24 protein-coding genes are annotated in these 25,106 nt (G+C 55.6%); 8 read left to right on the top strand and 16 right to left on the bottom strand.

The features are described from left to right. Nucleotides 1–96: 96 nt before the first annotated feature. A complete protein-coding gene (gene thiI, locus C0560_RS04950; RefSeq protein WP_102104302.1) occupies nucleotides 97–1,545 on the bottom strand; it encodes a tRNA uracil 4-sulfurtransferase ThiI in 1,449 nt (482 codons plus the stop codon). A 193-nt stretch (nucleotides 1,546–1,738) separates the two neighbouring features. Between thiI and xseB the strand changes: the two genes are divergently transcribed. The 4 genes from xseB (at nucleotide 1,739) to C0560_RS04930 (ending at nucleotide 5,813) form a co-directional block, all read left to right on the top strand. Further along, the gene (gene xseB, locus C0560_RS04945) at nucleotides 1,739–1,981 is read left to right on the top strand and encodes an exodeoxyribonuclease VII small subunit (RefSeq protein ID WP_100777420.1); all 243 of its coding nucleotides are present in this window, start codon (nucleotides 1,739–1,741) and stop codon (nucleotides 1,979–1,981) included. Next, nucleotides 1,982–2,881: a (2E,6E)-farnesyl diphosphate synthase gene (gene ispA, locus C0560_RS04940; protein ID WP_102104303.1), complete on the top strand. Its 900-nt coding sequence runs from the start codon at nucleotides 1,982–1,984 to the stop codon at nucleotides 2,879–2,881. A gap of 26 nt (nucleotides 2,882–2,907) precedes the next feature. Continuing rightward, nucleotides 2,908–4,770, top strand: coding sequence for a 1-deoxy-D-xylulose-5-phosphate synthase (gene dxs, locus C0560_RS04935; RefSeq protein ID WP_129035473.1), 1,863 nt, complete (start codon nucleotides 2,908–2,910; stop codon nucleotides 4,768–4,770). Between the two features lie 68 nt (nucleotides 4,771–4,838). Next, nucleotides 4,839–5,813, top strand: coding sequence for an aldo/keto reductase (locus C0560_RS04930; RefSeq protein ID WP_107704155.1), 975 nt, complete (start codon nucleotides 4,839–4,841; stop codon nucleotides 5,811–5,813). Between the two features lie 97 nt (nucleotides 5,814–5,910). Here the strand turns inward: C0560_RS04930 and thiL are convergent, their stop codons facing one another. From thiL to nrdR, 5 genes are all read right to left on the bottom strand, one after another. Continuing rightward, nucleotides 5,911–6,882, bottom strand: coding sequence for a thiamine-phosphate kinase (gene thiL / locus C0560_RS04925; RefSeq protein ID WP_248859746.1), 972 nt, complete (start codon nucleotides 6,880–6,882; stop codon nucleotides 5,911–5,913). Between the two features lie 78 nt (nucleotides 6,883–6,960). Further along, entirely contained in the window at nucleotides 6,961–7,380 is a 420-nt protein-coding gene (gene nusB, locus C0560_RS04920; RefSeq protein ID WP_100777425.1) for a transcription antitermination factor NusB, read from the bottom strand. 21 nt (nucleotides 7,381–7,401) lie between these two features. Further along, a complete protein-coding gene (gene ribE / locus C0560_RS04915; RefSeq protein ID WP_100777426.1) occupies nucleotides 7,402–7,872 on the bottom strand; it encodes a 6,7-dimethyl-8-ribityllumazine synthase in 471 nt (156 codons plus the stop codon). Between the two features lie 87 nt (nucleotides 7,873–7,959). Next, nucleotides 7,960–9,063 carry a bifunctional diaminohydroxyphosphoribosylaminopyrimidine deaminase/5-amino-6-(5-phosphoribosylamino)uracil reductase RibD gene (ribD, locus tag C0560_RS04910; protein WP_181827410.1) on the bottom strand — a complete coding sequence of 368 codons (1,104 nt, stop codon included), beginning with the start codon at nucleotides 9,061–9,063 and terminating at the stop codon, nucleotides 7,960–7,962. A 4-nt stretch (nucleotides 9,064–9,067) separates the two neighbouring features. Continuing rightward, entirely contained in the window at nucleotides 9,068–9,517 is a 450-nt protein-coding gene (nrdR, locus tag C0560_RS04905) for a transcriptional regulator NrdR (RefSeq protein ID WP_064325018.1), read from the bottom strand. 152 nt (nucleotides 9,518–9,669) lie between these two features. Between nrdR and C0560_RS04900 the strand changes: the two genes are divergently transcribed. Further along, entirely contained in the window at nucleotides 9,670–10,209 is a 540-nt protein-coding gene (locus C0560_RS04900) for a DUF3251 domain-containing protein (protein WP_248859745.1), read from the top strand. A gap of 266 nt (nucleotides 10,210–10,475) precedes the next feature. Continuing rightward, nucleotides 10,476–11,360 carry a nucleoside-specific channel-forming protein Tsx gene (locus C0560_RS04895; RefSeq protein WP_123429442.1) on the top strand — a complete coding sequence of 295 codons (885 nt, stop codon included), beginning with the start codon at nucleotides 10,476–10,478 and terminating at the stop codon, nucleotides 11,358–11,360. A 69-nt stretch (nucleotides 11,361–11,429) separates the two neighbouring features. Here C0560_RS04895 and C0560_RS04890 read toward each other — a convergent pair whose 3' ends face one another. The 6 genes from C0560_RS04890 to queA all read right to left on the bottom strand — a co-directional run bounded on the left by C0560_RS04890 (nucleotide 11,430) and on the right by queA (nucleotide 18,387). Continuing rightward, a complete protein-coding gene (locus tag C0560_RS04890) occupies nucleotides 11,430–12,815 on the bottom strand; it encodes a M24 family metallopeptidase (RefSeq protein WP_248859744.1) in 1,386 nt (461 codons plus the stop codon). 110 nt (nucleotides 12,816–12,925) lie between these two features. Continuing rightward, on the bottom strand, nucleotides 12,926–13,897 hold the full coding sequence (secF, locus tag C0560_RS04885) for a protein translocase subunit SecF (protein ID WP_100777430.1): 972 nt from the start codon (nucleotides 13,895–13,897) through the stop codon (nucleotides 12,926–12,928). Between the two features lie 10 nt (nucleotides 13,898–13,907). Beyond that, complete coding sequence (gene secD, locus C0560_RS04880) at nucleotides 13,908–15,755, bottom strand: protein translocase subunit SecD (RefSeq protein ID WP_248859743.1); 1,848 nt, start codon at nucleotides 15,753–15,755, stop codon at nucleotides 13,908–13,910. Nucleotides 15,756–15,781: 26 nt separating this feature from the next. Further along, nucleotides 15,782–16,114, bottom strand: coding sequence for a preprotein translocase subunit YajC (yajC, locus tag C0560_RS04875; protein ID WP_064325012.1), 333 nt, complete (start codon nucleotides 16,112–16,114; stop codon nucleotides 15,782–15,784). 21 nt (nucleotides 16,115–16,135) lie between these two features. Beyond that, entirely contained in the window at nucleotides 16,136–17,263 is a 1,128-nt protein-coding gene (gene tgt / locus C0560_RS04870) for a tRNA guanosine(34) transglycosylase Tgt (RefSeq protein WP_100777432.1), read from the bottom strand. A gap of 53 nt (nucleotides 17,264–17,316) precedes the next feature. Beyond that, nucleotides 17,317–18,387 carry a tRNA preQ1(34) S-adenosylmethionine ribosyltransferase-isomerase QueA gene (gene queA, locus C0560_RS04865; protein WP_123429390.1) on the bottom strand — a complete coding sequence of 357 codons (1,071 nt, stop codon included), beginning with the start codon at nucleotides 18,385–18,387 and terminating at the stop codon, nucleotides 17,317–17,319. 91 nt (nucleotides 18,388–18,478) lie between these two features. Between queA and acpH the strand changes: the two genes are divergently transcribed. Next, nucleotides 18,479–19,060 carry an ACP phosphodiesterase gene (gene acpH, locus C0560_RS04860; RefSeq protein WP_248859742.1) on the top strand — a complete coding sequence of 194 codons (582 nt, stop codon included), beginning with the start codon at nucleotides 18,479–18,481 and terminating at the stop codon, nucleotides 19,058–19,060. 127 nt (nucleotides 19,061–19,187) lie between these two features. Continuing rightward, the gene (locus C0560_RS04855; RefSeq protein WP_100777435.1) at nucleotides 19,188–19,790 is read left to right on the top strand and encodes a peroxiredoxin; all 603 of its coding nucleotides are present in this window, start codon (nucleotides 19,188–19,190) and stop codon (nucleotides 19,788–19,790) included. 101 nt (nucleotides 19,791–19,891) lie between these two features. Here the strand turns inward: C0560_RS04855 and C0560_RS04850 are convergent, their stop codons facing one another. From C0560_RS04850 to malZ, 4 genes are all read right to left on the bottom strand, one after another. Then, nucleotides 19,892–21,760, bottom strand: a complete 1,869-nt coding sequence (locus C0560_RS04850; protein ID WP_181827406.1) for an amidohydrolase — start codon at nucleotides 21,758–21,760, stop codon at nucleotides 19,892–19,894. Between the two features lie 21 nt (nucleotides 21,761–21,781). Further along, the gene (locus C0560_RS04845) at nucleotides 21,782–22,327 is read right to left on the bottom strand and encodes an antibiotic biosynthesis monooxygenase (protein ID WP_100777437.1); all 546 of its coding nucleotides are present in this window, start codon (nucleotides 22,325–22,327) and stop codon (nucleotides 21,782–21,784) included. A 55-nt stretch (nucleotides 22,328–22,382) separates the two neighbouring features. Further along, nucleotides 22,383–23,024, bottom strand: coding sequence for a hydrolase (locus tag C0560_RS04840; RefSeq protein ID WP_100777438.1), 642 nt, complete (start codon nucleotides 23,022–23,024; stop codon nucleotides 22,383–22,385). A 200-nt stretch (nucleotides 23,025–23,224) separates the two neighbouring features. Next, nucleotides 23,225–25,042, bottom strand: coding sequence for a maltodextrin glucosidase (gene malZ / locus C0560_RS04835; RefSeq protein ID WP_248859741.1), 1,818 nt, complete (start codon nucleotides 25,040–25,042; stop codon nucleotides 23,225–23,227). Nucleotides 25,043–25,106 lie beyond the last annotated feature (64 nt).

Raw genomic sequence — 25,106 nt, 5'->3', positions numbered from 1 at the left:
TACTTTACCATGGGCGCATAATTTGGAAATAAAAAAGCCGGGTAGCGGCTTCGCCTTACCCGGCCTGTTCGTGCAGCGCGTCCCGAAGGGCATTGTTTACGGGCGATATACCTTCACATTGGTAAAGCCCTGCTCGCGCAGGTAGAGCGCCTGCAGGCGGCTCATTACGCCACGCTCGCACCACAGGAGATAGGTTTTGTCCTTCTCCAGATCGCCAAACTTGGTGCTCAGCTTGTAGAACGGCAGAGAGACAACTTCAACGCCCTCCACGCTCAGCGGGCTGGCATCCTGCTCGTCGATGGCGCGGATATCCACGATCACGTCGTTGGCGCTGAATCCGCTTACGGTTTCTACTTCCACCACGTCCTGATCGGTCTGCTGCGCAATTTCACGGATATCAACGTTCGTTGCTTCAGCAACCACTTTTTCGAGGATCTCGAAATCGAAGTTTTGCTCTTCCGCTTCGATCTTCGCCTTCACCGCTTTCACGGTCGGGCTTTTCGAGATCACACCGCAGTATTCCGGCATGGTACGGGCAAAATCTTCCGTACCGATTTTGCGCGCCAGATCGATGATGTGCTCTTTGTCGTGGGAGATCAGCGGACGGAGGATCAGCGTATCCGAGACGTTATCGATCAGACGCAGGTTGGTCAGGGTCTGGCTGGAGACCTGGCCCAGGGCTTCGCCTGTTACCAGCGCCTGCACGCCGTAGCGCTCGGCCACTTTCGACGCCGCACGCATCATCATGCGTTTCAGCACCACGCCCATCTGACCGTCGTCCACTTTTTCGAGGATTTCACCGACCACAGGCTCAAAGTTGATCGCCACAAAACGCACGCGGTGGGAACTGCCAAAACGGTTCCACAGATAATGCGCGACCTGACGAACGCCGATCTCGTGCGCCGCACCGCCCAGGTTAAAGAAGCAGTAATGCACGCGGCAACCGCGACGCATCAGCATGTAGCTGGAGACGCCAGAATCGAAACCACCGGAAATCAAGGACAGTACATCTTCTTGCGTCCCAATCGGATACCCGCCAATCCCTTCGTAGCGGCCTTTGACCAGCAGCAGGCGATCGTTTTCGATCTCCAGATTGACGGTCACTTCCGGGTTGGTCAGCTTCACGCGCGCCGTTTCAACGTGCTGGTTCAGACCGCCGCCAACATAACGTTCGGCTTCGATCGAGCTGAATTCATGTTTACCGCGACGCTTTACGCGCACGCAGAAGGTTTTGCCTTCGATCTGATCGCGGTACTGGGCCAGCGACAGTTCAAAAATATTGTGCAGTGAGGTAAAGGGAACGTCCTCAACTTCCAGAATATGGTGAATCCCGGGAATGCGGGTCAGCGCATCGCGAATATCCAGACGCTTGTTTTCGTCCTTGGCGCGCACTTCGACGTGATCCCAGTGACGAACCACGGCAAGGGTTTCGTCATAATTTTTTAAAACGTTACGAATGTTTCCGGTCAGAATTTTAATAAAGCGCAAACGCACAGATTGGCTTTTGATGGTGATTTCCGGGAACAATTTAATGATAAACTTCATGGCGGCAATGTTTCGTTGGCAAGCCCGTAAAGGCTTGTGATGGAAAAGAGTACAGCAGCCCACACCCGTGGCTGCATCCAGGCGCGGAAGTATACCACTATAGCGGTGCTCCTGTGCACATTGCGCGTTATTTGCTTATCCGCCCGAGTCCGCTACCATGACGGGGCTGAAAATATGAGAGTCTACATTCACTATGCCGAAGAAAAATGACGCACCAGCCAGTTTCGAAACTGCGCTGAGTGAGCTGGAGCAAATTGTGACTCGTCTGGAAAGTGGCGACCTGCCGCTGGAAGACGCGCTCAATGAATTCGAACGCGGCGTGCAGCTTGCGCGCCAGGGGCAGGTTAAATTGCAGCAGGCCGAACAGCGTGTGCAAATTCTGCTGTCCGATAGCGAAGACGCCGCCACAACCCCTTTTACACCGGACGCTGAGTAAATGGATTTCGCCAAAGCGCTTCAGGAATGTGTGGAACGTGCCAACGACGCGCTGCGTCGTTTTATTGAACCACAGCCTTTTCAGAACACTCCACTGGTTGAAGCCATGCACTATGGCGCACTCTTAGGTGGAAAGCGTCTGCGCCCGTTTCTCGTCTATGCTACGGGCAATATGTTTGGCATCAGCAATGACACGCTGGATGCGCCAGCGGCCGCCGTTGAGTGCATTCATGCCTACTCGCTGATCCACGATGATTTACCGGCGATGGACGACGACGATTTACGTCGCGGCCAGCCGACCTGCCATATCAAGTTTGGCGAAGCCAATGCCATTCTGGCCGGTGATGCTCTGCAGACGCTGGCGTTCTCTATTCTGAGCGATGCGCCGATGGTTGAAGTGGCCGATCGTGACCGTCTGGCGATGGTTTCTGAGCTGGCGATGGCCAGCGGCATCGCTGGTATGTGCGGTGGTCAGGCGCTGGATCTGGAAGCGGAAGGTCGTCAGGTTAATCTGGAACAGCTTGAGCGCATCCACCGTCATAAAACAGGTGCGCTGATCCGTGCAGCCGTTCGCCTGGGCGCGCTGAGCGCGGGTGAACAGGGGCGTAAAGCCTTGCCCGTTCTGGACAGATACGCCGAAAGTATCGGTCTGGCTTTCCAGGTTCAGGATGACATTCTGGATGTGGTGGGCGATACTGCAATATTGGGAAAACGTCAGGGTGCAGACCAGCAGCTTGGCAAAAGTACCTACCCCGCCCTGCTGGGCCTTGAGCAAGCCCAACGTAAAGCCCGGGACCTGATCGATGATGCCCGCCAGTCGCTGAATCTGCTGGCCGCACAATCGCTTGATACCTCGGCACTGGAAGCGCTAGCGGACTATATAATCCAGCGTGATAAATAAACATACTAAATCTCGATGAGCCTTTGATGAGTTTTGATATTGCCAAATACCCGACACTGGCGTTGGTTGACTCCACCCAGGAGTTACGTCTGTTGCCGAAAGAGAGCCTGCCGAAGCTGAGCGACGAACTGCGTCGTTACCTGCTCGACAGCGTGAGTCGTTCCAGCGGACATTTCGCCTCCGGGCTTGGCACGGTGGAGCTGACCGTTGCGCTGCACTACGTCTACAACACCCCGTTTGACCAGCTGATCTGGGATGTCGGTCATCAGGCTTATCCGCACAAAATTCTCACCGGCCGTCGCGATAAAATTGGTACGATCCGCCAGAAAGGCGGGCTGCATCCGTTCCCATGGCGCGGTGAGAGCGAGTACGACGTCTTAAGCGTCGGCCACTCTTCTACATCAATTTCTGCGGGTATCGGCATTGCCGTGGCGGCGGAAAAAGAGAATAAACAGCGCCGCACCGTCTGCGTGATTGGCGATGGCGCGATCACGGCGGGTATGGCGTTTGAGGCGATGAACCACGCGGGCGATATCATGCCCGATATGCTGGTGATCCTTAACGACAATGAAATGTCGATCTCAGAAAACGTCGGTGCGCTCAACAACCACCTGGCGCAGCTGCTCTCCGGCAAACTCTATTCCACTCTGCGTGAAGGCGGTAAAAAAGTCTTCTCCGGCGTGCCACCGATCAAAGAGCTGCTGAAACGCACCGAAGAGCACATCAAAGGCATGGTGGTTCCCGGCACCCTGTTTGAAGAGCTGGGCTTTAACTACATTGGCCCGGTGGACGGGCATGACGTGCTGGGTCTGGTCTCTACGCTCAAGAACATGCGCGACCTGAAAGGCCCGCAGTTCCTGCACATCATGACTAAAAAAGGGCGTGGCTACGAGCCAGCGGAAAAAGACCCGATCACCTTCCACGCCGTGCCTAAATTCGATCCGACCAGCGGCTGTCTGCCAAAAAGCAGCGGCGGGATGCCAAGCTATTCGAAAATTTTCGGCGACTGGCTATGCGAAACAGCGGCCAAAGACAACAAGCTGATGGCCGTGACGCCTGCCATGCGTGAAGGCTCCGGCATGGTTGAGTTCTCCAAAAAATTCCCGGGTCAATATTTTGACGTGGCGATTGCCGAACAGCATGCGGTGACGTTCGCAGCCGGTCTGGCAATTGGTGGCTATAAACCGATTGTGGCTATCTACTCGACTTTCCTGCAGCGCGCCTACGATCAGGTGATCCACGACGTCGCTATTCAGAAGCTGCCGGTGCTGTTTGCTATCGATCGTGCAGGTATCGTCGGTGCCGACGGGCAGACGCACCAGGGGGCGTTTGATCTCTCCTTCCTGCGCTGTATCCCGGACATGGTCGTGATGACGCCAAGCGACGAGAACGAATGCCGTCAGATGCTCTTTACCGGCTATCACTATCAGGACGGCCCAAGCGCAGTGCGTTATCCGCGCGGCAACGCCGTGGGCGTCGAGCTGGAACCGCTGGCGAAATTACCTATCGGGAAAGGCATCGTTAAGCGTCACGGCGAAAAACTGGCAATCCTCAACTTCGGTACATTGATGCCAGAGGCGGCGAAAGTCGCGGAATCGCTCAATGCGACCCTGGTGGATATGCGCTTTGTTAAACCGCTGGATGAAACGTTAATTCTGGAGATGGCGGCGCGTCACGATTCGCTGGTCACCCTGGAAGAGAACGCCATTATGGGCGGCGCAGGCAGCGGCGTGAACGAAGTGCTGATGGCACATCGCAAGCCAGTTCCGGTGCTGAATCTCGGCCTGCCAGACTACTTTATTCCGCAAGGAACTCAGGACGAAGCCCGCGCGGCGATTGGCCTGGATGCAGCCGGAATTGAAGCTAAAATCCGCAGCTGGCTGGCGTAACATCTCCTCTCTTTTCCCTCCTGCTATGCTTAAAGATAGTATTTTAAGCAATCAGCAGGAGTGGAAGCATGCAATACAACACGTTAGGAAAAACAGATCTTAAGGTTTCCCGTCTTTGTCTGGGCTGTATGACATTTGGCGAACCTCAACGGGGAAACCATGCCTGGACGCTGCCGGAAGAGAGCAGCCGCCTTATCATCAAACACGCCCTCGACGGCGGCATTAACTTCTTCGATACGGCAAACAGCTACTCCGACGGCAGCAGCGAAGAGATTGTGGGCCGCGCGCTGCGGGATTTTACCCGTCGCGACGAAGTGGTGGTTGCCACCAAGGTTTACTATCCCTCAGGCGATTTAACTGAAGGGCTGTCCCGCGCGCAAATCCTGCGTTCGATTGATGCCAGCCTGAAGCGCCTGAACATGGATTATGTCGATCTGCTGCAAATCCACCGTTGGGACTACAACACCCCGATAGAAGAGACCCTTGAAGCGCTGGACGACGTAGTAAAAGCGGGTAAAGCGCGCTACATCGGTGCGTCGTCAATGCACGCCTCGCAGTTTGCCGAAGCGCTGGATCTTCAGAAGCAGCACGGCTGGGCGCGATTCGTCACTATGCAGGATCACTACAATCTGATCTATCGCGAAGAAGAGCGCGACATGCTGCCGCTGTGCTATCAGGAAGGCGTGGCGGTGATCCCCTGGAGTCCGCTGGCACGCGGTCGTTTAACCCGTCCGTGGGGAGAAACCACCGCGCGCTCCGTTTCCGATGAAGTGGGTAAAAATTTGTATAACGATACCCAGGCGAGCGATGCGCTGATCGCCGAACGTCTGGCAGGTATCGCCGAGGAGACGGGCGCTACCCGCGCGCAGGTGGCGCTGGCGTGGCTTCTGAGCAAACGCGGAGTGGCGGCACCGATTATCGGCACGTCGCGGGAAGAACAGCTGGATGAACTGCTGAATGCGGTCGATTTGACGCTGACGCCGGAGCAGATTGCCGAGCTGGAAACACCCTATCAGCAACATCCGGTCGTCGGATTTAAATAAAAAAAGCCGGGCGGCGGCTTCGCCTTACCCGGCCTGCAATGCATGTGATTTTGTTAGCCGGGAAGCCCAGCGCGACCCGGCAGCAAACCGCACGACATTATGCGAAGTGATCGTACCCTTTCCAGTCGAGTGTCACAGGGGTGCCGTTTTGCACAAACTGCATCCCCTCGCTCTCAGGCAAAATCTGCCCGATACAGGTAAACGGCGCACCGAGATTACCCAGCGCAACATCCAGCGTACCGCGATTCAGCTCCGGGACGGTAAAGCACAGCTCGTAATCTTCACCGCCGGACAGCGCCCAGCGCAGCGCCTGCTCAGGCTCGACGTGTTTACGCATCTGCTCTGACAGCGGGAAGGTATCGAGATCAACTCGCGCCCCGACGCCACTTGCCTTAAGAATGTGCCCGAGATCGGAAATCAAACCGTCAGACAGATCGATCGCCGAGCTGGCGCGCTCGCGCAGTGCCTGGCCGTGCAGAATGCGTGGGGTTGGGCGCAGGTGGCGTTTCACCAGATACGCTGCGTCATCGGCGTCGTTCACGGTTAAACGATCCTGCAAAATCGCCAGCCCCGCCGCGCTGTCGCCGGGCGTACCGGTGACATAAATCCAGTCGCCCGGCCTCGCACCCGAGCGTTTCAGCGCGCGTCCGACTGGCACATAGCCATGGATCGCCAGCGTCATCGACAGCGGACCGGCCGTGGTATCACCGCCAATCAGCTGCATATCGTAATAGTTCAGTTGTTCAAACAGCGCGTCGCTGAAGGCTTCAAGCCAGGATTCATCGACGCTCGGCAAGGTAAGTGCCAGCGTCAGCCACGCCGGATCGGCGCCCATCGCCGCCAGATCGCTTACGTTCACCGCCAGCGCTTTGTAGGCCAGATCGGCCGGATCGATATCCGCCAGGAAATGGCGCCCATACACTAAGGTATCGGTGCTGATAGCCAGGGTCTGTTTTTCGGGAATATTGAGAAGTGCGCAGTCGTCGCCAATGCCCGTTTCAACATCAAGACGGGAGCTACGAACGCGGTCAAAATAACGGGCAATCAGGGAGAATTCGCCGCATGCCATACGTTATGCCTCAGCAAATAAAAATAAAAAAACCGGAGCCGCACAGCCAGGCGGCAGTGCGAAACTCCGGTTTGCGGATCACTTTTTGTGGGGACGGATCGCAGGTGCGGCTTTATCCAGCACGCCATTCACAAATTTGTGGCTGTCTTCAGCACCGAAGGTTTTTGCCAGTTCGATAGCTTCATTGATGGCCACTTTGTATGGCACATCCTGACGTTTAGACAGCTCAAACAGCGCAATGCGCAGCACTGCTTTTTCAACCTGGCCCAGCTCTTCAAGCAGACGGGACAGGTACGGCTTCATCAGACCGTCGAGATACGCGCTATTAGTCGCCACTCCCGACAGCAGTTCACGGAAGTACAGGACGTCAACGTCTTTGACGTCTTGTTCCGCCAGGAACTGGTATTCAACATCAGCGATGTCGTTCTGGGACAACTGCCAGGAGTAGAGCGCCTGGACGGCACACTCACGGGCGCGGCGACGAGCAGCAGGTTTCACGGAATTCCCCTTACAAAAAAATCAGGCCTTAATGGCTTTCAATACGTTGATCATTTCAAGCGCGGTCAGTGCAGCTTCTGCACCTTTGTTACCGGCTTTGGTGCCAGCGCGTTCGATGGCTTGTTCAATACTTTCAGTAGTCAGTACGCCGAATGCGACAGGAATTTCAGCATCCTGTGCCACGTGCGCCAGACCATTGCTTGCACCACCCGCAACGTATTCGAAGTGAGCAGTACCGCCACGAATCACCGTACCCAGCGCAATCACCGCGTCGTATTTACCGGTTTTCGCCAAAGCGCCCGCTGCCAACGGCAGTTCGTAGGCACCTGGAACCCAAACAACGGTAATATTGTCATCTTTAACCTGGCCAATACGTTTCAGGGCGTCAATCGCACCGTCCAGCAGGCTTTCGTTGATGAAGTTGTTGAAACGCGCAATAGTGATGGCGACGCGAGCGTCCGGGGTAGCAACAGCAGCTTCAATAATATTCATACTCTTCCTTTACGGGTTCATTTGGCCCCGCAGGGGGGCGGATTTTATCATAATACTTCGCGCACTGCTTCTCTATTTCAGAAAGCCTCACGCAGGGATTAAATGCAGGCACACGTCGGGGCCAACCTGCCGAATTTCGCTGAATTTGAGTTGCGGCGCATCGGCCAGTTTTTCAAGGCCGGGCAGCACAAACAGGCCACGCGCATCGGCACCTAACAGTTTAGGCGCAACGTAGACAATCAGTTCATCCACCAGCCCTGCCTGCAATAACGCACCGGCAAGCGTAGGCCCGGCCTCAACCCAGATGCTGTTCACCTGCTGTTTACCCAGCAGCATCATCAGCACCACCAAATCGATATGACCGTGATGCTCCGGCACCATAATGCTGCGCACCGCGTTCGGCCATTCACGACTGTCTTCTTGCGTACGTGCAATCCAGGTTTCACCCGGCTGCTGCACGATACGGTGTTCGGGCGTCAGGCGATTCTGACGATCCAGCACAATACGCAGCGGCTGGCGCAGATTTTCCTCGGGATAGAGCGCCCGGGTATCGGCATCAAGCTCTTCCCAGCGCACGGTCATCGCCGGATCGTCTGCCAGCACCGTCTCACTGCTGGTGAGAATAGCATGGCTTTGCGCGCGCAGACGTTGCACATCGCGCCTTGCCTGCGGGGAGGTGATCCACTGGCTTTCACCGCTGGCCATCGCCGTGCGACCGTCAAGAGAGGCGCCCAGCTTCAGCTGTATGTAGGGGAAGCCGGTCCGCATCCGCTTGAGAAACCCCTTATTCAGCGCCTCAGCATCGTTCATCATCAGCCCGTGGCTGACGTCGATGCCTTCCTGCTGCAGGCGATAAAGACCGCGCCCCGCCACCTGCGGGTTCGGGTCCTGCATGGAGGTCACCACGCGCGCCACGCCTGCGGCAATTAATGCTTCGCAGCACGGCGGCGTGCGGCCATGATGGCTGCAGGGTTCAAGGGTCACATAGGCCGTTGCGCCACGGGCCTTTTCGCCCGCCATGCGTAACGCATGCACTTCAGCATGCGGCTCACCGGCGCGATAATGGAAACCCTCGCCCACAATAACGCCGTCTTTGACAATCACGCAGCCCACGTTCGGATTGGGATGGGTGGTGAAGCGTCCGCGCTGCGCGAGTTTCATCGCTCGCGCCATGTAAATCTCATCCTGCATGGGCTTAATCCTGTAGGCGGGCGATCTCTTCGCCGAACTCTTTGATGTCTTCGAAGCTGCGATAGACGGAAGCAAAGCGGATGTACGCCACTTTATCGAGCTTTTTGAGCTGCTCCATCACCAGGTTGCCGATCATTTTGCTCGGCACTTCGCGCTCGCCGGTGCCACGCAGATGCGATTTAATGTGATTAAGCGCCATTTCGACGTCATCTGCGCTGACTGGCCGTTTTTCCAGTGCTTTTAGCATCCCTCTGCGCAGTTTCTCTTCGTTAAATGGCTCACGTACATCGTTACTTTTCACCACGCGCGGCATCACCAGCTCTGCCACTTCGAAGGTGGTGAAACGTTCGTTGCAGACCAGACACTGCCGACGACGACGGACAGAGGAGCCTTCACCTACAAGACGGGAGTCGATTACTTTGGTATCCACAGCGGAACAGAATGGGCAATGCATACGGTGTCCTGGCTATCTGGTTAACTGAACTCTATTTTACCCTGAACTGGGCCGACAACAAAGGAAGAGCGCTTTTGAGACAAAGGATCTATACCTGACGGCGAGTTACTGGCTACCATTAGGACATCCGTTATTTCAAGGAATTAAACGCAATGACAAGACGTTACCTAAGAATTCTCGTGGTGGGAAGTCTCTTCACCCTTAGCGCCTGCGCACAGCAAAGCGAAGTTCGCCAGATGAAACAGAGCGTTAATACGCTCAACACGGCGATGACTAAGCTGAACCAGGAAACGGTTAAAATCACGCAGCAAAATGCCCTGAATGCGAAATCCAGTAGCGGCGTTTATCTGTTGCCGGGCGCCAACACGCCTGCACTGTTGAAAAGTCAAATTGGTACGCTGCGCATGTCGGTGGTCAATGTGGCACCTAACGCCGACGGCACACACGCCACCCTGCGCATCCAGGGCCAGTCCAACGATCCGCTGCCAGCCTTTAGCGGCACGGTCGAATGGGGCCAGCTGCAGGGAACGACCGAAAGCTATCAGGAGGTTAACGTGCAAAACCAGCTGATTACCGCCCCTGCCAGCGTGCTCGCACCGAGCGATGTCGATATCCCACTGCAGTTAAACGGTACCACGCCAGAGCAGTTAGGTTTCATCCGTATCCACGATATTCAGCCTGCCGCCCAGTAACACTCTTTAGCGGAACGTTTACCGCGTTCCGCTCTCTCTTACATCCCGAAACATTGGCAAGATAAATGATTGCCGTTACAATCCCCGCCGTTTAAAGTACGCAAACGTGAACGCAATCGATTACGCGCATGAGAGATATGTGAAACAACACATATTTTTGTGAGCAGGGATTCCTATAATAGGCTCCGCAGAAACACGAAATATTTAGAAACGCAATTCGCGCATCTTTCACATCCCGAAAGGGATTTTCAATCAGTGGCATGATTATGAAAAAAACATTACTAGCAGCCGGTGCAGTTCTGGCACTGTCTTCCGCTTTCGCTGTAAACGCAGCTGAAAATTCAAAACCTGAATATGTTTCCGACTGGTGGCACCAGAGCGTCAACGTGGTTGGTAGCTACCACACTCGCTTCGGACCACAGATCCGCAACGATACCTATCTGGAGTACGAAGCTTTCGCCAAGAAAGACTGGTTTGATTTCTACGGTTACGCCGATGCACCGGTCTTCTTCGGTGGTAACACCGATGCGAAAGGTATCTGGAACCACGGTTCTCCGTTGTTCATGGAAATCGAACCGCGCTTCTCTATCGACAAGCTGACGGGCGCAGACCTGAGCTTCGGTCCGTTCAAAGAGTGGTATGTCGCGAACAACTACATCTACGACATGGGCCGCAACGCATCGGGCCGTCAGAGCACCTGGTACATGGGTCTGGGTACTGACATCGACACCGGTCTGCCGATGAGCCTGTCCATGAACGTGTATGCCAAATACCAGTGGCAGAACTACGGTGCCGCGAACGAAAACGAGTGGGATGGCTACCGTTTCAAAGTGAAATACTTTGTGCCAATTACCCAGCTGTGGGGCGGTAACCTGAGCTATATCGGTTTCACCAACTTTGACTGGGGTTCAGACCTGGGCGACAACGACTTCCGTGACCTGAACGGTAAGAAAGCGCGTACCAACGACTCCATCGCCTCCAGTCACATCCTGGCGCTGAACTACGATCACTGGCACTACTCCGTGGTTGCTCGTTACTGGCACAACGGTGGTCAGTGGAACGACGACGCGAGCCTGAACTTCGGTAACGGTGATTTCAGCGTACGTTCCACCGGTTGGGGTGGTTACCTGGTTGTAGGTTACAACTTCTAATCCTGCCGCAGGCCGGATAAGCGAACCGCCATCCGGCATCAAAAAGCCAGCGCAATGCTGGCTTTTTTGTTAGTTGCAGACCAGCGCCCGGCCCTGATCCAGCAGCCACGGACGTAAATAGCCGACGGTATTGGACATCGGCAGCACCTCATCCGGCAGCCTGATTCCGATGTGCTCGGCAATGTATGCCCGACGCGCCACAATGCGCTGCCAGAGCGCGGGGTAGTCGCTTGCCAGCGTCTGACGCAGCGTGTCATCCGCTAGCGCAACGGTATCTTCAATGCTGGCCCCGGCGTATCCCGCTCTCGACGGAATAATGTCGATTTGCAGGAGCATTCCACTTTTCAAGGTCGCGGCCGAACCGGGACCAATGGGCGAACAGAGCCACTCTTCATCCGCCACCAGATGCCCCGGATTCAGGTGCCAGTGATACTCGGCTTTTGGTAATACCCGCTCAATTACGTCATACATCTCGCCGCCTTTCATTCCGATGTGCAGATGTTCAAGCCAGGCGACGACCGCACAGAAATAGGGTTTTGCCACCACCTCGAGATAGTCAGCGACGTCGGGCGCAAGCTCCGACGCATTCGCCACGACATATGCCGCTCTGCTGGTCAGCCCGCCTTTGTAGCTGGTGGTGAGGGAGAATTTATCACCGCGCTGAATAACTTTGTCACCGGGATAAAGGTTAGCCCAGGCAAAGCGATCGCCCGTCGCGGCGATAGTGACGACATTATTCGGCTGACCTTCTGCCGCCAGCAGCGCCGCGATCTGTTTTTCGGTTTTACCGGGTTCGATGGCATTTAGCGCCGTCAGGATCGCCGTTGAGGCCAGATTCGCACCATATTCGTAGTGCGCCAGTTCGTTGGCGTTGTTGACCGTACGCGCGCCGCCGTCAGGATCGATAAAAATACCCGTGGCATTGCGCAGCTGCGCCGTCCCCTCTCCCGCCAGGCGAATGGCATCGACAATAAAAGCGGGTAAATCAAACATCTGATGCGCATCGTCACCCGAGCCGGTAAACAGCTTCCACCCCGCAAGCCCAAGCGTTTTACCTGCCGTTACGCCCGCTTCCTTCAGCAGTTCCGGCAGCGGTTTTTTGTTATCCATCGGCTGATTGGGCAGCGAAAACCACGGAGCATGGATCACCCGGTTTGTGAGCCGTGCATAGGCGGCCAGCTTCAGGTTTTCATTGCCCAGCACCAGCACCGCCTCCCCCGAAGCCTGCAGCACCAGTAGCGCCTCTTCAAAGCGGGGAATAAACCCGGTCAGATATTCGAAGTTACCGCCGTGCTCTTTATCCGCGTAGACAATCAGCGCGTCCAGCCCGTGCTGTTGCATCTTGCTCAGTACATTGGCTTTTCGCTGACGCAGAGTTTCGTCGCTCAACGTTACGGAAGGCACGCCATGCCAGACGGCAGGCTGGGGAATGGAAGAAAGGGTGACCATCGGCATTACTCCATGTCATTGCGATTCACAATGCGAGAGTAACCAAATTTGAGATAGCTGTAATAAAAAAATCCCGGCCTTGCGACCGGGATTCCGTTATCAGATTGCTGTTGCCGTTACGGCAGGATGGACGGCTGATCCGCCCCTTCCTTTTCAACTTTCTGCTGCAGCAGATGCTCACGCTTCATGCCCAGTTTCAACGCCAGCGCGGACGCGACGTAGATAGAAGACGCTGTACCGATAGACACACCGATCAGCATGGTCAGCGAGAAGCCTTCCAGAATCGGGCCACCGAAGAGGAACAGCATCAGGATAACCATCAAGGTTGTCCCGGATGTGATCAACGTACGGTGCAGCGTTTGGGTCAGAGAAACGTTAAAGATTTCGTACGGCGTACCGCGACGGATCTTACGGAAGTTCTCACGAATACGGTCAGATACCACGATGCTGTCGTTCAGTGAGTAACCGATAACCGACATCAACGAGGCCACGATGGTCAGGTCAACCTCAATATGGAACAGAGACAACACACCCATGGTGATAACCACGTCGTGCGCCAGTGCGATAACCACACCGGCCGCCAGACGCCATTCGAAACGGAAACCAACGTACACCAGAATCGAGATCAGCGCGGCCAGCAGTGCCAGAGCACCATTCTGCGCCAGATCTGCCCCAACGCTTGGGCCGACGAATTCGATACGTTTAACCGTGGCGTCCTGGCTGGTCGCTTCGTTAATCACGTTAACGACTTTGCTGCCCAGCTCCTGGCTGCCATTGGCATCGTGAACCGGAGGCATACGCACCATGATGTCGCGGCTGCTGCCGAAGTTCTGCAGCTGCGGCTCTTCGAAGCCCGCTTTCTGCAGCGCCAGACGCATCTGGTCCATATCAGCCGGTTTTTCGAGGGTAATTTCGATCACCGTACCACCGGTGAAGTCGAGACCCCAGTTAAAACCACGGACACCGATAATGGCGATAGACACAATCAGGAGGAAACCTGAAATGCCGAAGGCCCAGTAGTCCCAGCGCATAAAGTCCCAGACTTTACGGCCATGGTTCAATTGTTCAACAGTATATTCCTGTGCCACAACGCACTCCTCAGATAGACAGCTTTTTGACGCGCTTGCCGCCATACAGCAGGTTCACGATGGCACGGGTGCCGACAATAGCGGTAAACATTGACGTTGCCACACCGATACCGGTGGTGATAGCAAAGCCTTTGATCGCGCCAGTACCCACTGCATACAGGATCAGAACCTTAATCAGTGTTGTCACGTTCGCATCGAAGATGGAGCTGAATGCGCCTTTATAGCCTTCATCGATCGCTTGTTGTACGGAGCGACCGTTGCTCAGTTCTTCTTTAATACGCTCGTTTATCAATACGTTGGCGTCAACCGCCACCGCAAGGGTTAGAACGATACCCGCAATACCCGGCATGGTCAGCGTCGCCCCTGGCAGCAGGGACATGATACCGATGATCAGCACCAGGTTTGCAATCAGCGCGGTAGTCGCAATCAGGCCAAACTTCTTATAGAAGAAGAGCATGAAGATGATTGAAACCGCCAGACCGGCCAGACAGGCTTCCAGACCCTGAGTGATGTTTTGCATACCCAGCGTTGGACCGATAGTACGCTCTTCAACAATCTGAATCGGCGCAATCAACGCACCGGCACGCAGCAGCAGAGAGAGCTGACGCGCTTCGTTCGGGTTGTTGATGCCCGTAATACGGAAGCTGTTGCCCAGGCGAGACTGGATGTTGGCGATGTTAATCACCTCTTCCTCTTTCACCAGAACCGCACGACCGTTGGCATCTTTCTTACCGCTGTCTTTGTACTCCACGAACAGAGTCGCCATCGGTTTACCGATGTTATCCTTCGTGAAGTTGGACATGATGTTACCACCCGCGCTATCAAGCGAGATGTTAACCTGCGGCTGGTTGTATTCATCCTGGTTCGAAGTGGAATCGGTGATGTGGTCACCGGTCAGAATCACGCGTTTGTACAGCACAACAGGCTGACCTTCACGTGTCTGTTTCACTTCGGAGTCACCTGGAACACGACCCGATGCCGCAGCGGATTGATCCACGTTGGTGTTCACCAGGCGGAATTCCAGGGTGGCTGTCGCACCCAAAATCTCTTTGGCGCGCGCGGTATCCTGGATACCTGGCAGCTCAACCACAATACGGTCAGCACCCTGACGCTGTACCAGTGGCTCAGCAACACCCAGCTGGTTCACACGGTTACGCAGGATATTGATGTTTTGCTGAACCGCGTATTCGCGCGCTTCGCTCAGACGCGTATCGGTCATGACGGCACGCAGCTGATTGCTACCCTGGCGAGAAATCACCAGATCGCGATGACGTGCAGCCAGATAATCGACCGCCTGATCGCGAGCCGTTGCGTCACGGAAGGTGATGCTCAGACCATAGTTATCGTCCTTACGCACGGTGGTGTAAGGAATGCTTTTTTCACGCAGATCGCTGCGCAGGCTATCAATGTTCTGTTCCTGCAGCTTGCCGAGCGCGGTATCCATATCCACTTCCATCAGGAAGTGAACGCCGCCACGCAGATCAAGACCGAGTTTCATCGGCTCTGCATTGATAGAGGCTAACCAACGCGGGGTTGCAGGAGCAAGGTTTAACGCCACGACATATTTGTCACCCAGCACGCCCATCAGCGCTTCACGTGCGCGGAGCTGCGTGTCGGTGGTGTCGAAGCGAGCAAGAATTGCGCCCTCTTCCAGTGCCACAGACTTAGCGGTAATTTTTTCTTCTTGTAACGTTTTCTGGACCTGGATCAGCGTTTGCTCACTGGCGGCGACACCGCGCGCGCCAGTGATTTGAACGGCCGGATCCTCACCATACAGGTTGGGAAGTGCGTACAGCAGGCCGACGATAATCACGACGACCAGCATGATGTACTTCCACAAAGGATAACGGTTTAACACGGCAGTTCCCTTTGGGAAAAGTTGGATTACAGCGCCTTCATCGTGCCTTTCGGCAGTACGGCAGCAACGAAGTCACGTTTGATAACCACTTCAGTGGTGTCGTTCAGTGCGATAGAGATGTAGCCAGTTTCAGCCACTTTCGTCACACGACCCACCAGACCGCCATTGGTCAGCACTTCGTCGCCTTTCGCGATGGAGTTCATCAGGTTTTTGTGTTCTTTGGTACGTTTCTGCTGTGGGCGCAGGATCATGAAGTAGAAGATCAGACCAAACACCACCAGCATCAGAATCAGAGACATCGGGCTGCCCTGCGACGGAGCGCCTGTTGCTGCTACCGCATCAGAAATAAAAAAGCTCATTCAAATTCCCTCATTATTAAATTAGTCAACGTTCAAAGGTGGAACATCACGACCCTGGCGTTGGTAAAAATCAGTCACGAAGCTCTCTAATTTACCCTCTTCGATAGCCTTACGTAAACCAGCCATTAAGCGCTGATAATAACGAAGGTTATGAATGGTATTGAGACGCGCGCCTAAAATCTCATTGCAACGATCAAGATGATACAAATATGCGCGAGAATAGTGACGACAGGTATAACAATCACACTCAGCATCCAGCGTGCTGGTGTCATTTTTATGCTTCGCGTTACGGATTTTCACCACACCGTCGGTAACAAACAGGTGTCCGTTACGCGCGTTGCGGGTTGGCATGACGCAGTCGAACATATCGATGCCGCGGCGCACACCTTCAACCAGATCTTCTGGTTTACCCACGCCCATCAGGTATCGCGGTTTATCCGCAGGGATTTGCGGGCAAACATGCTCCAGAATACGGTGCATGTCTTCCTTCGGCTCACCCACAGCCAAACCGCCGACAGCGTAGCCATCAAAACCTATCTCTACCAGACCTTTAACAGAGATATCGCGTAAATCTTCGTAAACGCTGCCCTGAATAATCCCGAACAGCGCATTTTTGTTTTCCAGCCCGTCAAAACGGTCACGGCTACGCTTCGCCCAACGCAGAGACATCTCCATGGAACGCTTCGCGTAATCCCAGTCTGCAGGATATGGCGTGCATTCGTCGAAGATCATCACGATGTCAGAGCCGAGATCGTACTGAATTTCCATGGATTTTTCAGGATCGAGGAAGATCGGATCGCCGTTGATCGGGTTACGGAAGTGTACACCTTGTTCGGTGATTTTACGGATATCACCCAGGCTGAACACCTGGAAACCGCCGGAGTCGGTCAGGATTGGACCTTTCCACTGCATGAAATCATGCAGATCGCCGTGCAGTTTCATCACTTCCTGGCCTGGGCGCAGCCACAGGTGGAAGGTGTTACCGAGGATAATCTGTGCGCCGGTCGCTTCAACTTCTTCCGGCGTCATCCCTTTTACGGTGCCGTAGGTGCCCACAGGCATAAAGGCTGGCGTTTCAACCACGCCGCGATCAAACACCAGGCGGCCACGGCGCGCGCGTCCGTCGGTGGTATCGAGTTCAAATTTCATTTTTTCTCCAGCGTCAGAAAAACAGTCCGACGTTTTCATACGGTGTCGCGGAATCAGTCCCCGACACGCTCATTCAAAGCCTGCGGATTGTACGTGATAAACATCGCGTCCCCGTAGCTAAAAAAGCGATAATTTTGTTCTACCGCAGCCTTATAGGCGTTCATTGTATGCTGATAACCGGCAAACGCCGACACCAGCATAATCAAAGTCGATTCAGGCAGATGGAAGTTCGTCACCAGCGCATCGATCACTTTGTATTGATAACCTGGGTAAATAAAGATTTGCGTGTCGCCAAAGAACGGCTCAATCAGGTCGGTTTTGGCCGCCTGCGCCGCGCTTTCCAGCGAACGAACGGAGGTCGTGCCGACCGCAATCACGCGGTTGTTGCGCGCTTTGGCGGCGAGCACAGCGTCAACCACCTCTTGCGGCACTTCCGCGTACTCGGAGTGCATGATGTGGTCTTCGATAGAATCCACGCGCACCGGCTGGAACGTCCCCGCGCCGACGTGCAGCGTGACAAACGCCATCTCGATGCCTTTCTCGCGCAGTTTTTCCAGCAGCGGTTCATCAAAGTGCAAACCGGCAGTCGGTGCAGCAACGGCGCCGGGTTTTTCGCTGTAGACCGTCTGGTACAGCTCGCGGTCGGCGTCTTCGTCCGGGCGGTCGATGTACGGCGGCAGCGGCATGTGGCCGATGGCGTTCAGAATATCCAGCACCGGGCGTTCGTCGTTAAACTCGACTTCAAACAGCGCGCCGTGACGGGCCGTCATGGTGGCGTTGATGCTTTCGTCATCACCCAGCAGCAGCTCAGCGCCCGGCTTCGGCGCTTTGGAGGCGCGAATATGTGCCAGAATACGTTTGTCATCGAGCATACGTTCGACCAGCACTTCAATCTTGCCACCGCTGGCTTTACGGCCAAACAGACGCGCCGGGATCACGCGGGTATTGTTAAAGACCAACAGATCGCCAGGGTTGAGCTTATCGAGCAGATCGGTGAAAGTACCGTGCGTCAGCGCGCCCGTTGGCCCGTCCAGCGACAGCAAGCGGCAACCACTGCGCTCCGGCTGCGGATAGTGGGCAATCAGGGATTCAGGTAATTCAAAGGAGAAATCGGCGACGCGCATGACTTATACTCGTGACTTAAAAACAGGCGGCTTAGTCTAGTGCTCACACCTCTTTGCTGCAACAACTAGCCGTATCCGGATACCAAAACGCATGAATTTTCTCGCACACCTGCACCTCGCCCACCTCGCCGACAGCTCACTTTCGGGCAATTTGCTGGCCGATTTTGTTCGCGGCAACCCGGCAGAGGACTATTCCGAGGAGGTGGTGGAGGGTATTTTCATGCATCGTCGCATCGATGTGTTGACCGATAACCTGCCCGAAGTGACAGAAGCGAAGGCGTGGTTTCGACCTGAAACCCGCCGCGTGGCACCGATTACGCTGGATGTGATGTGGGATCATTTTCTCTCGCGCCACTGGTCACAGCTCTCACCCGAGCTGCCGCTGCCTGAATTTGTTCGCTATGCCCATTCGCAGGTGGCGCTCATTCTGCCCGACTCGCCGCCGCGCTTTGTCAATCTGAACGACTATCTGTGGTCCGAACGCTGGCTTGAGCGTTACAGCGAGATGGAATTTATTCAGCGCGTACTGAACGGTATGGCGAGCCGCCGTCCGCGGCTGGATGCCTTGCGCGACTCCTGGCAGGATCTGGACACCCATTACGACGCGCTGGAGACCCGTTTTTGGCAGTTCTATCCGCGCATGATGACGCAGGCGAAAAACAAACAACTTTAATAGAAGTGTGATTGATAGGTAAAAACTGGCTGAACGATTGTCAGCGCCTCTTTGTCTTAATGCTGAACACTCTCTATACTGGCCCGCGTTGCGTTCCAAATAACCTTAGTTACTACAGGAGAATCACATGGTTCTGGTCACTCGTCCGGCTCCGGATTTTACAGCTGCAGCCGTTCTCGGCAACGGTGAAATCGTTGAAAACTTTAATTTCAAACAGCACACCAACGGTAAACCTACCGTTCTGTTCTTCTGGCCAATGGACTTCACTTTCGTTTGCCCGTCTGAACTGATCGCATTCGACAAACGTTACGAAGAGTTCCAGAAACGTGGCGTTGAAGTTGTGGGTGTTTCCTTCGACTCCGAATTTGTACACAACGCATGGCGTAACACCCCTGTCGACAAAGGCGGCATCGGTGCAGTGAAATACGCAATGGTTGCGGACATCAAACGCGAAATCCAGCAGGCTTACGGTATCGAACATCCGGACGCTGGCGTTGCACTGCGCGGCTCCTTCCTGATCGACGCGAACGGCATCGTGCGTCACCAGGTAGTGAACGATCTGCCACTGGGTCGTAACATCGACGAAATGCTGCGTATGGTTGACGCGCTGCAGTTCCACGAAGAGCACGGCGAAGTGTGCCCGGCTCAGTGGGAAAAAGGTAAAGAAGGCATGAACGCGTCTCCAGACGGCGTGGCTAAATACCTGACTGAAAACGTCTCCAGCCTGTAATCGGCACGGATGATAAAAAAGGCTCGCTTAGGCGAGCCTTTTTGTTTTCTCTTAACCCTGCACCGGGAGTGAGCTTCGCCCTACCCGGCCTCATCATCAGGTTAAAACGCGAAACACGAGCAGCCCAGCACGCCCCAGAATGCCTGGTCATCCGATACCGGAATGCCCGACTGGCGCGCAATCCCATGCTGGTGCCCATGAACTCCGCAGCTGCCGATGCACTGATGCATCTGCACAACGGCGCCGACATTTGAGGCCACTGGCGGCGCTGAGCGGTAATGCCCCGGCACTTTCACCACTGGCGACCACTCCGGCAGAACCGGGATCGGCGGCGGCGACAGCGGACTAAACTGTCCGGCGGCGTACACCACTTTGCCATCCACTACCGTCAGCACCGACTCGATGCCTTTGATCTCCTCTTCCGGCACGCTGAAGTAGTCTTTCGATAGCACCACCAGATCCGCAAGCTGCCCTGCCACGATGCGGCCTTTCTTACCCTGCTCGCTGGAGAACCATGCGCTGCCTGCCGTCCACAATTCCAGCGCGATATCACGCGGCAGACGGTTGCTGTCGTCATACATCGACAGCCCGCCCACGGTGCGACCGGAGACCAGCCAGTACAGCGCCGTCCACGGGTTATAGCTCGCCACACGGGTGGCGTCGGTGCCTAAGCCCACGGGCACGTCCAGCTCCAGCATTTTCGCGACCGGCGGCGTGTGTTTCACCGCCTCTTTGCCGTAACGATCGACAAAATACTCGCCCTGGAACGCCATGCGATGCTGCACCGCAATCCCGCCGCCCAGCGCTTTTACGCGCTCGATGTTACGCTCGGTGATGGTTTCCGCGTGATCGAAGAACCAGTGCAGGCCGTTAAACGGTATGTCGCGGTTCACCTTTTCGAACACGTCCAGCATCCGGCTGATAGATTCGTCGTACGTGGCGTGAAGACGGAACGGCCAGCGCTGCTCCACCAGATGACGCACCACGCGCTCCAGCTCGTCTTCCATCCCCTCTGGCAGATCCGGGCGCGGCTGCAGGAAATCTTCGAAATCTGCCGCCGAGAAGACCAGCATTTCCCCCGCCCCGTTGGCGCGATAGAAATCGGTGCCCTGTCCCGGTTTGAGCATATCGGTCCAGCGTTCGAAATCTTCCAGCTCCTGCTTTGGCCGCTGGGTAAAGAGGTTATAGGCGATGCGAATCGTCATCTGCTCTTGGGCGTGCAGCTCTTCGATGATTTCGTAATCTTCCGGGTAATTCTGGAAGCCGCCACCCGCATCAATCGCGCTGGTTAACCCTAAGCGGTTAAGCTCACGCATAAACTGGCGCGTCGAGTTCACCTGCTGTTCCAGCGGCAGTTTTGGCCCTTTCGCCAGCGTGGAATAGAGGATCATCGCGTTCGGTTTGGCGATCAGCATCCCGGTGGGGTTGCCGTTATTATCACGGACGATTTCACCGCCCGGCGGGTTTGGCGTCTCTTTGGTGTAGCCGACAGCTTTCAGCGCCGCGCGATTCAGCAGCGCACGATCGTAGAGATGCAGCACAAACACCGGTGTATCCGGCGCCGCGTCGTTCAGCTCCTGGATCGTCGGCATCCGCCGTTCGGCAAACTGAAATTCGCTCCAGCCGCCGACCACGCGCACCCACTGGGGCGTTGGGGTGCGATCGGCCTGCTCTTTCAGCATCCGCAGGGCATCGGCCAGCGACGGCACGCCTTCCCAGCGCAGCTCAAGGTTGTAGTTCAGCCCGCCGCGAATCAGGTGCAGGTGCGAATCGTTGAGACCGGGGATCGCCGTGCTCCCTTTCAGATCGACAATTTGCGTCCCTTCGGTGGCGTAACTCATCACCCGGTCGTGGTTGCCGGTGGCGAGGATCTTGCCGTTGGCAATGGCCACCGCCTCAGCGAGCGGGTTTTCACGATCAAGGGTGTGGATCTGACCTTTGGTTAAGATCAGTGTGGCAGTTTGAGACATAACGTACTCCTTTGAGCCGGATCAGGCTTTTTTCAGCCACCCGGCGAACAGGCGGGTCACGATGGGCATCCACAACCAGACCACCAGCGCGACCACACAAGCATCGTTAAGCAAATGCAGGAATAAAGACCCTTTCAGGCCTGGAAGCAGCGCGCCGGTCAGTTGCGGTACGACGAGCGTGCTGGGGAAAATCACCATCAGCGTCATCAGAAACTGTTTCCACTGTTTCGGCTTGCGCACATGCGTCTCCGGCGGCGTAAACCAGAACGCGGCCTCGGTGCGCACTTCCGTTTTGTCCCCTTCGGCCAGCAGCGGTTCAATCTCTTTGACCAGCACTGAACGGGTATCGGACTGCGTCCAGGCATAGAGGTGTTCGAGGGTGTCGAAGCGGATAATGACCGTCCACAGATCTTGCCCTTCCGTCGGGCGAATCACGTTCGCGCCGAGGTGTCCGGGAAATTCTGCGGCCACGGGCATGATTTTGCCCAGCCACTGTTCGTATCGCGCCGCCTGTCCGGCCAGCAGGGTATGGGTGATCACCAGCGTCACATGTGAATTTTGCGCCATGAGAGTATCCAGGTCTGATGAAAATGGCGGGTTCAATCAACCCGCCGGGAGGGATTTACGCTTTACGCTCAGGCGCGCCGTGAACCAGGGTATAGGCATAATCGACGCCCATCCCGTACGCTCCGCTGTGCTCACGCACCAGATCCATTACCGCGTCGTAAGTCTCTTTGCGAGACCAGTCGCGCTGGTACTCCAGCAGCACCTGCTGCCAGGTCACCGGAACGGCACCGGCCTGCACCATACGGTCGATAGCACGCTCATGAGCATCGACAGAAGTGCCGCCCGAGGTGTCAGTTACCACGTACACTTCAAAACCCTCATCCAGCGCCATCAGCGCCGGGAAGGTCAGGCACACTTCGGTCCACAGGGCCGAGATGATGAGTTTTTTGCGGCCCGTTGCTTTGACTGCCGCAACAAACGCATCATCTTCCCAGGAGTTCATCGAGGTGCGTTCAATCGGTTTCACATCAGGGTGAACAGCCAGTAATTCCGGCCAGATATAACCGCTAAAACTTTTAGTTTCGACCGAGGTGTAGATAACCGGCACATCAAATATTTTGCCCGCTTTCGCCAGTGCAACCGTATTATTCTTAAGGAGTTGGCGGTCAATATTCGCCACACCAAACGACATTTGCGGCTGGTGATCAATAAAAATAAGCGTGGAGTTTGATGGGTCAATCAGTTCGCGGATAGACATAAATGTACCTTTTAATCAATACGTTAAAAGAAAACTAAATGTGTGCGATATGTGGTCGGGCCCTGACTGATAAAGCAAATTGAGTATAGCGAGAATAGATTGGCGGGATAGTAAAGATATTTGTCCGCTCTGTTTAATTTAACCGAACGACTTTGGGGAATATTCTGCAACGGGCAGCGTATGCCCGTTGCAGAAAGGGGCTAATTACCGAACCAGACCGTGGCAGAAATGGCAGGCAGAGACAATACGCCCTCCTGGATATCCCCTTTGCCCTCTTTCAGTAACCAGGTCTGGAGATTGAGCAACGGAGAGTCGTCCAGCACCACCTCACAGGCCTCTCCGCGGTTAATCGCCACCAGCACGCGCTGCTGGTTATAGACGCGGGCAAACACCACCACGTTGTCATGGGCATAGACCACCTGACAGCCGCCGTAGCGCAGCGCCTGACTGTGTTTACGCAGTTTCGCCAGGCGCTGATAGAGTGCCAGCAGGTTTTTGTCCTGTTTCTCACTCTCCCACGGGAAGGTTTTGCGGCAGAACGGATCGTTGTTGCCATCCAGACCCACTTCATCACCGTAGTAGATGCACGGTATACCCGGCCAGGTAAAGAGCCAGGTGACCGCCAGCGGCAGGCGCGCCACATCTTTACCTAACAGGGATTTAAAGCGCGCGGTATCGTGGCTGTCGAGCTGATTGAACATCCGCAGCTGCTGCTGATGGGACAGGCTGGCGCGATAGTTATTCATCCACGCCATACAGGTCTGGGCATCGATGTGCTGCGGATCGTACGAGATATCGGTATTGGCGAGGAATCCCCATACCGGGAAGGTAAATCCACGGTAGTTCATCGCCGCGTCTTCCGCATCGGCCTGTAGCCACTGGCGCGCATCGCCAAAATGCTCGCCAAACACAAAAGCTTCAGGCTGCGCGGCCTTGGCCGCCTGGGTAATGCCGGTTACGTGCTGAAGATTGTTCCGCGCGCCACCCGCTTCACCAAGCATATGCACCACGTCCAGACGCCAGCCGTCCATGTTCCACGGTGCTTTAAGCCAGTGGCGCACGATGCTGTCTTCGCCGCCGTAGATTTCGTCAACCAGCGTCGGGGACTGAAAATCGAGTTTCGGCAGGCTCGGATAGCCCAGCCAGTCGAGCGCCCGCCCCTCTTCGTTAAAACTGTACCAGTCGCGCTGGGCAGATTCCGGATTGTGACAGGCGCCGCCCGTGGCGCGATTGTGGCGGTCAAACCAGGCGTGGGAATCCCCGCTGTGGTTAAACACGCCGTCGAGAATCAGGCGCATCCCTTCACGGTGCGTGTTCTCCCGCAGGCGCAGCAGCGCCTCGTCGCCGCCAAACTGCTCGTCGACGTGGCGATAATCTTCCGTATCGTATTTATGCACGCTCGGGGCTTTAAACACCGGATTGAGGTAGAGCGCCGTCACCCCCAGTTTTTTCAGGTACGGCAGTTTTTCACTGATCCCGTCCAGATCGCCGCCGTAAAACGTCGATCCGCCGGCCTGCGCCGTCAGCGGTTCATCCCAGGTTTTACGGATAATGTCGTGGCCCGCCGCATGGTGGAAATAGACCTGATCCTGAGCGGCCGTGCGCTGCTGGCTGCGGGCAAAGCGGTCAGGGAAGATCTGGTAGAAGACCTGGTCGTACACCCACTGCGGGCCGTTGTCCGGGTTATCGACGGCAAACTGCTCCAGCCGTGCGGGTGGGAAACGGCTAAAGCCCTGCGGAGTAAACCACAGCTGGCGGTTGTTCCACAGCAGCTTAAAGCTGTAGCGACGGCGCGGCTGGCCCTGGGACAGATCAATGGTGGCTCGCCAGGCGGTGACGCCCGGCTGCGGCTGCGTGCGCTGTTTATGCATGGTCAGCGCCGTCTCTTCGTTATCCACTTCGGCGCGCAGCATGACGCGCTCCGGCTGATTTTCTCCCGTCAGCCACAGCGTAATCACTAAATTGTCTTTGTTTTGCTTAACAAATGGGGCAACCGGAAGGTGCCAGGCGTTCAACATCACGTATCCCCTTTGATGAAATTGAGGCCACCTTGCCACAGCGTAGTGGAGGATAACTCATCAT

Origin of the sequence: Lelliottia sp. AC1, assembly GCF_023278595.1 — a bacterium.
GTDB lineage: Bacteria > Pseudomonadota > Gammaproteobacteria > Enterobacterales > Enterobacteriaceae > Enterobacter > Enterobacter nimipressuralis.
Note: the sequence above shows the minus strand (reverse complement) of the source record. Positions and strands in the feature narration are given on the sequence as shown.

Bases quoted from the DNA above. Each gene is read 5' to 3' on its own strand.
- thiI (WP_102104302.1), bottom strand. From the start codon at position 1,545: ATGAAGTTTATCATTAAATTGTTCCCGGAAATCACCATCAAAAGCCAA.
- xseB (WP_100777420.1), top strand. From the start codon at position 1,739: ATGCCGAAGAAAAATGACGCACCAGCCAGTTTCGAAACTGCGCTGAGT.
- ispA (WP_102104303.1), top strand. From the start codon at position 1,982: ATGGATTTCGCCAAAGCGCTTCAGGAATGTGTGGAACGTGCCAACGAC.
- dxs (WP_129035473.1), top strand. From the start codon at position 2,908: ATGAGTTTTGATATTGCCAAATACCCGACACTGGCGTTGGTTGACTCC.
- C0560_RS04930 (WP_107704155.1), top strand. From the start codon at position 4,839: ATGCAATACAACACGTTAGGAAAAACAGATCTTAAGGTTTCCCGTCTT.
- thiL (WP_248859746.1), bottom strand. From the start codon at position 6,882: ATGGCATGCGGCGAATTCTCCCTGATTGCCCGTTATTTTGACCGCGTT.
- ribE (WP_100777426.1), bottom strand. From the start codon at position 7,872: ATGAATATTATTGAAGCTGCTGTTGCTACCCCGGACGCTCGCGTCGCC.
- ribD (WP_181827410.1), bottom strand. From the start codon at position 9,063: ATGCAGGATGAGATTTACATGGCGCGAGCGATGAAACTCGCGCAGCGC.
- nrdR (WP_064325018.1), bottom strand. From the start codon at position 9,517: ATGCATTGCCCATTCTGTTCCGCTGTGGATACCAAAGTAATCGACTCC.
- C0560_RS04900 (WP_248859745.1), top strand. From the start codon at position 9,670: ATGACAAGACGTTACCTAAGAATTCTCGTGGTGGGAAGTCTCTTCACC.
- C0560_RS04895 (WP_123429442.1), top strand. From the start codon at position 10,476: ATGAAAAAAACATTACTAGCAGCCGGTGCAGTTCTGGCACTGTCTTCC.
- C0560_RS04890 (WP_248859744.1), bottom strand. From the start codon at position 12,815: ATGCCGATGGTCACCCTTTCTTCCATTCCCCAGCCTGCCGTCTGGCAT.
- yajC (WP_064325012.1), bottom strand. From the start codon at position 16,114: ATGAGCTTTTTTATTTCTGATGCGGTAGCAGCAACAGGCGCTCCGTCG.
- tgt (WP_100777432.1), bottom strand. From the start codon at position 17,263: ATGAAATTTGAACTCGATACCACCGACGGACGCGCGCGCCGTGGCCGC.
- queA (WP_123429390.1), bottom strand. From the start codon at position 18,387: ATGCGCGTCGCCGATTTCTCCTTTGAATTACCTGAATCCCTGATTGCC.
- acpH (WP_248859742.1), top strand. From the start codon at position 18,479: ATGAATTTTCTCGCACACCTGCACCTCGCCCACCTCGCCGACAGCTCA.
- C0560_RS04855 (WP_100777435.1), top strand. From the start codon at position 19,188: ATGGTTCTGGTCACTCGTCCGGCTCCGGATTTTACAGCTGCAGCCGTT.
- C0560_RS04850 (WP_181827406.1), bottom strand. From the start codon at position 21,760: ATGTCTCAAACTGCCACACTGATCTTAACCAAAGGTCAGATCCACACC.
- C0560_RS04845 (WP_100777437.1), bottom strand. From the start codon at position 22,327: ATGGCGCAAAATTCACATGTGACGCTGGTGATCACCCATACCCTGCTG.
- C0560_RS04840 (WP_100777438.1), bottom strand. From the start codon at position 23,024: ATGTCTATCCGCGAACTGATTGACCCATCAAACTCCACGCTTATTTTT.
- malZ (WP_248859741.1), bottom strand. From the start codon at position 25,042: ATGTTGAACGCCTGGCACCTTCCGGTTGCCCCATTTGTTAAGCAAAAC.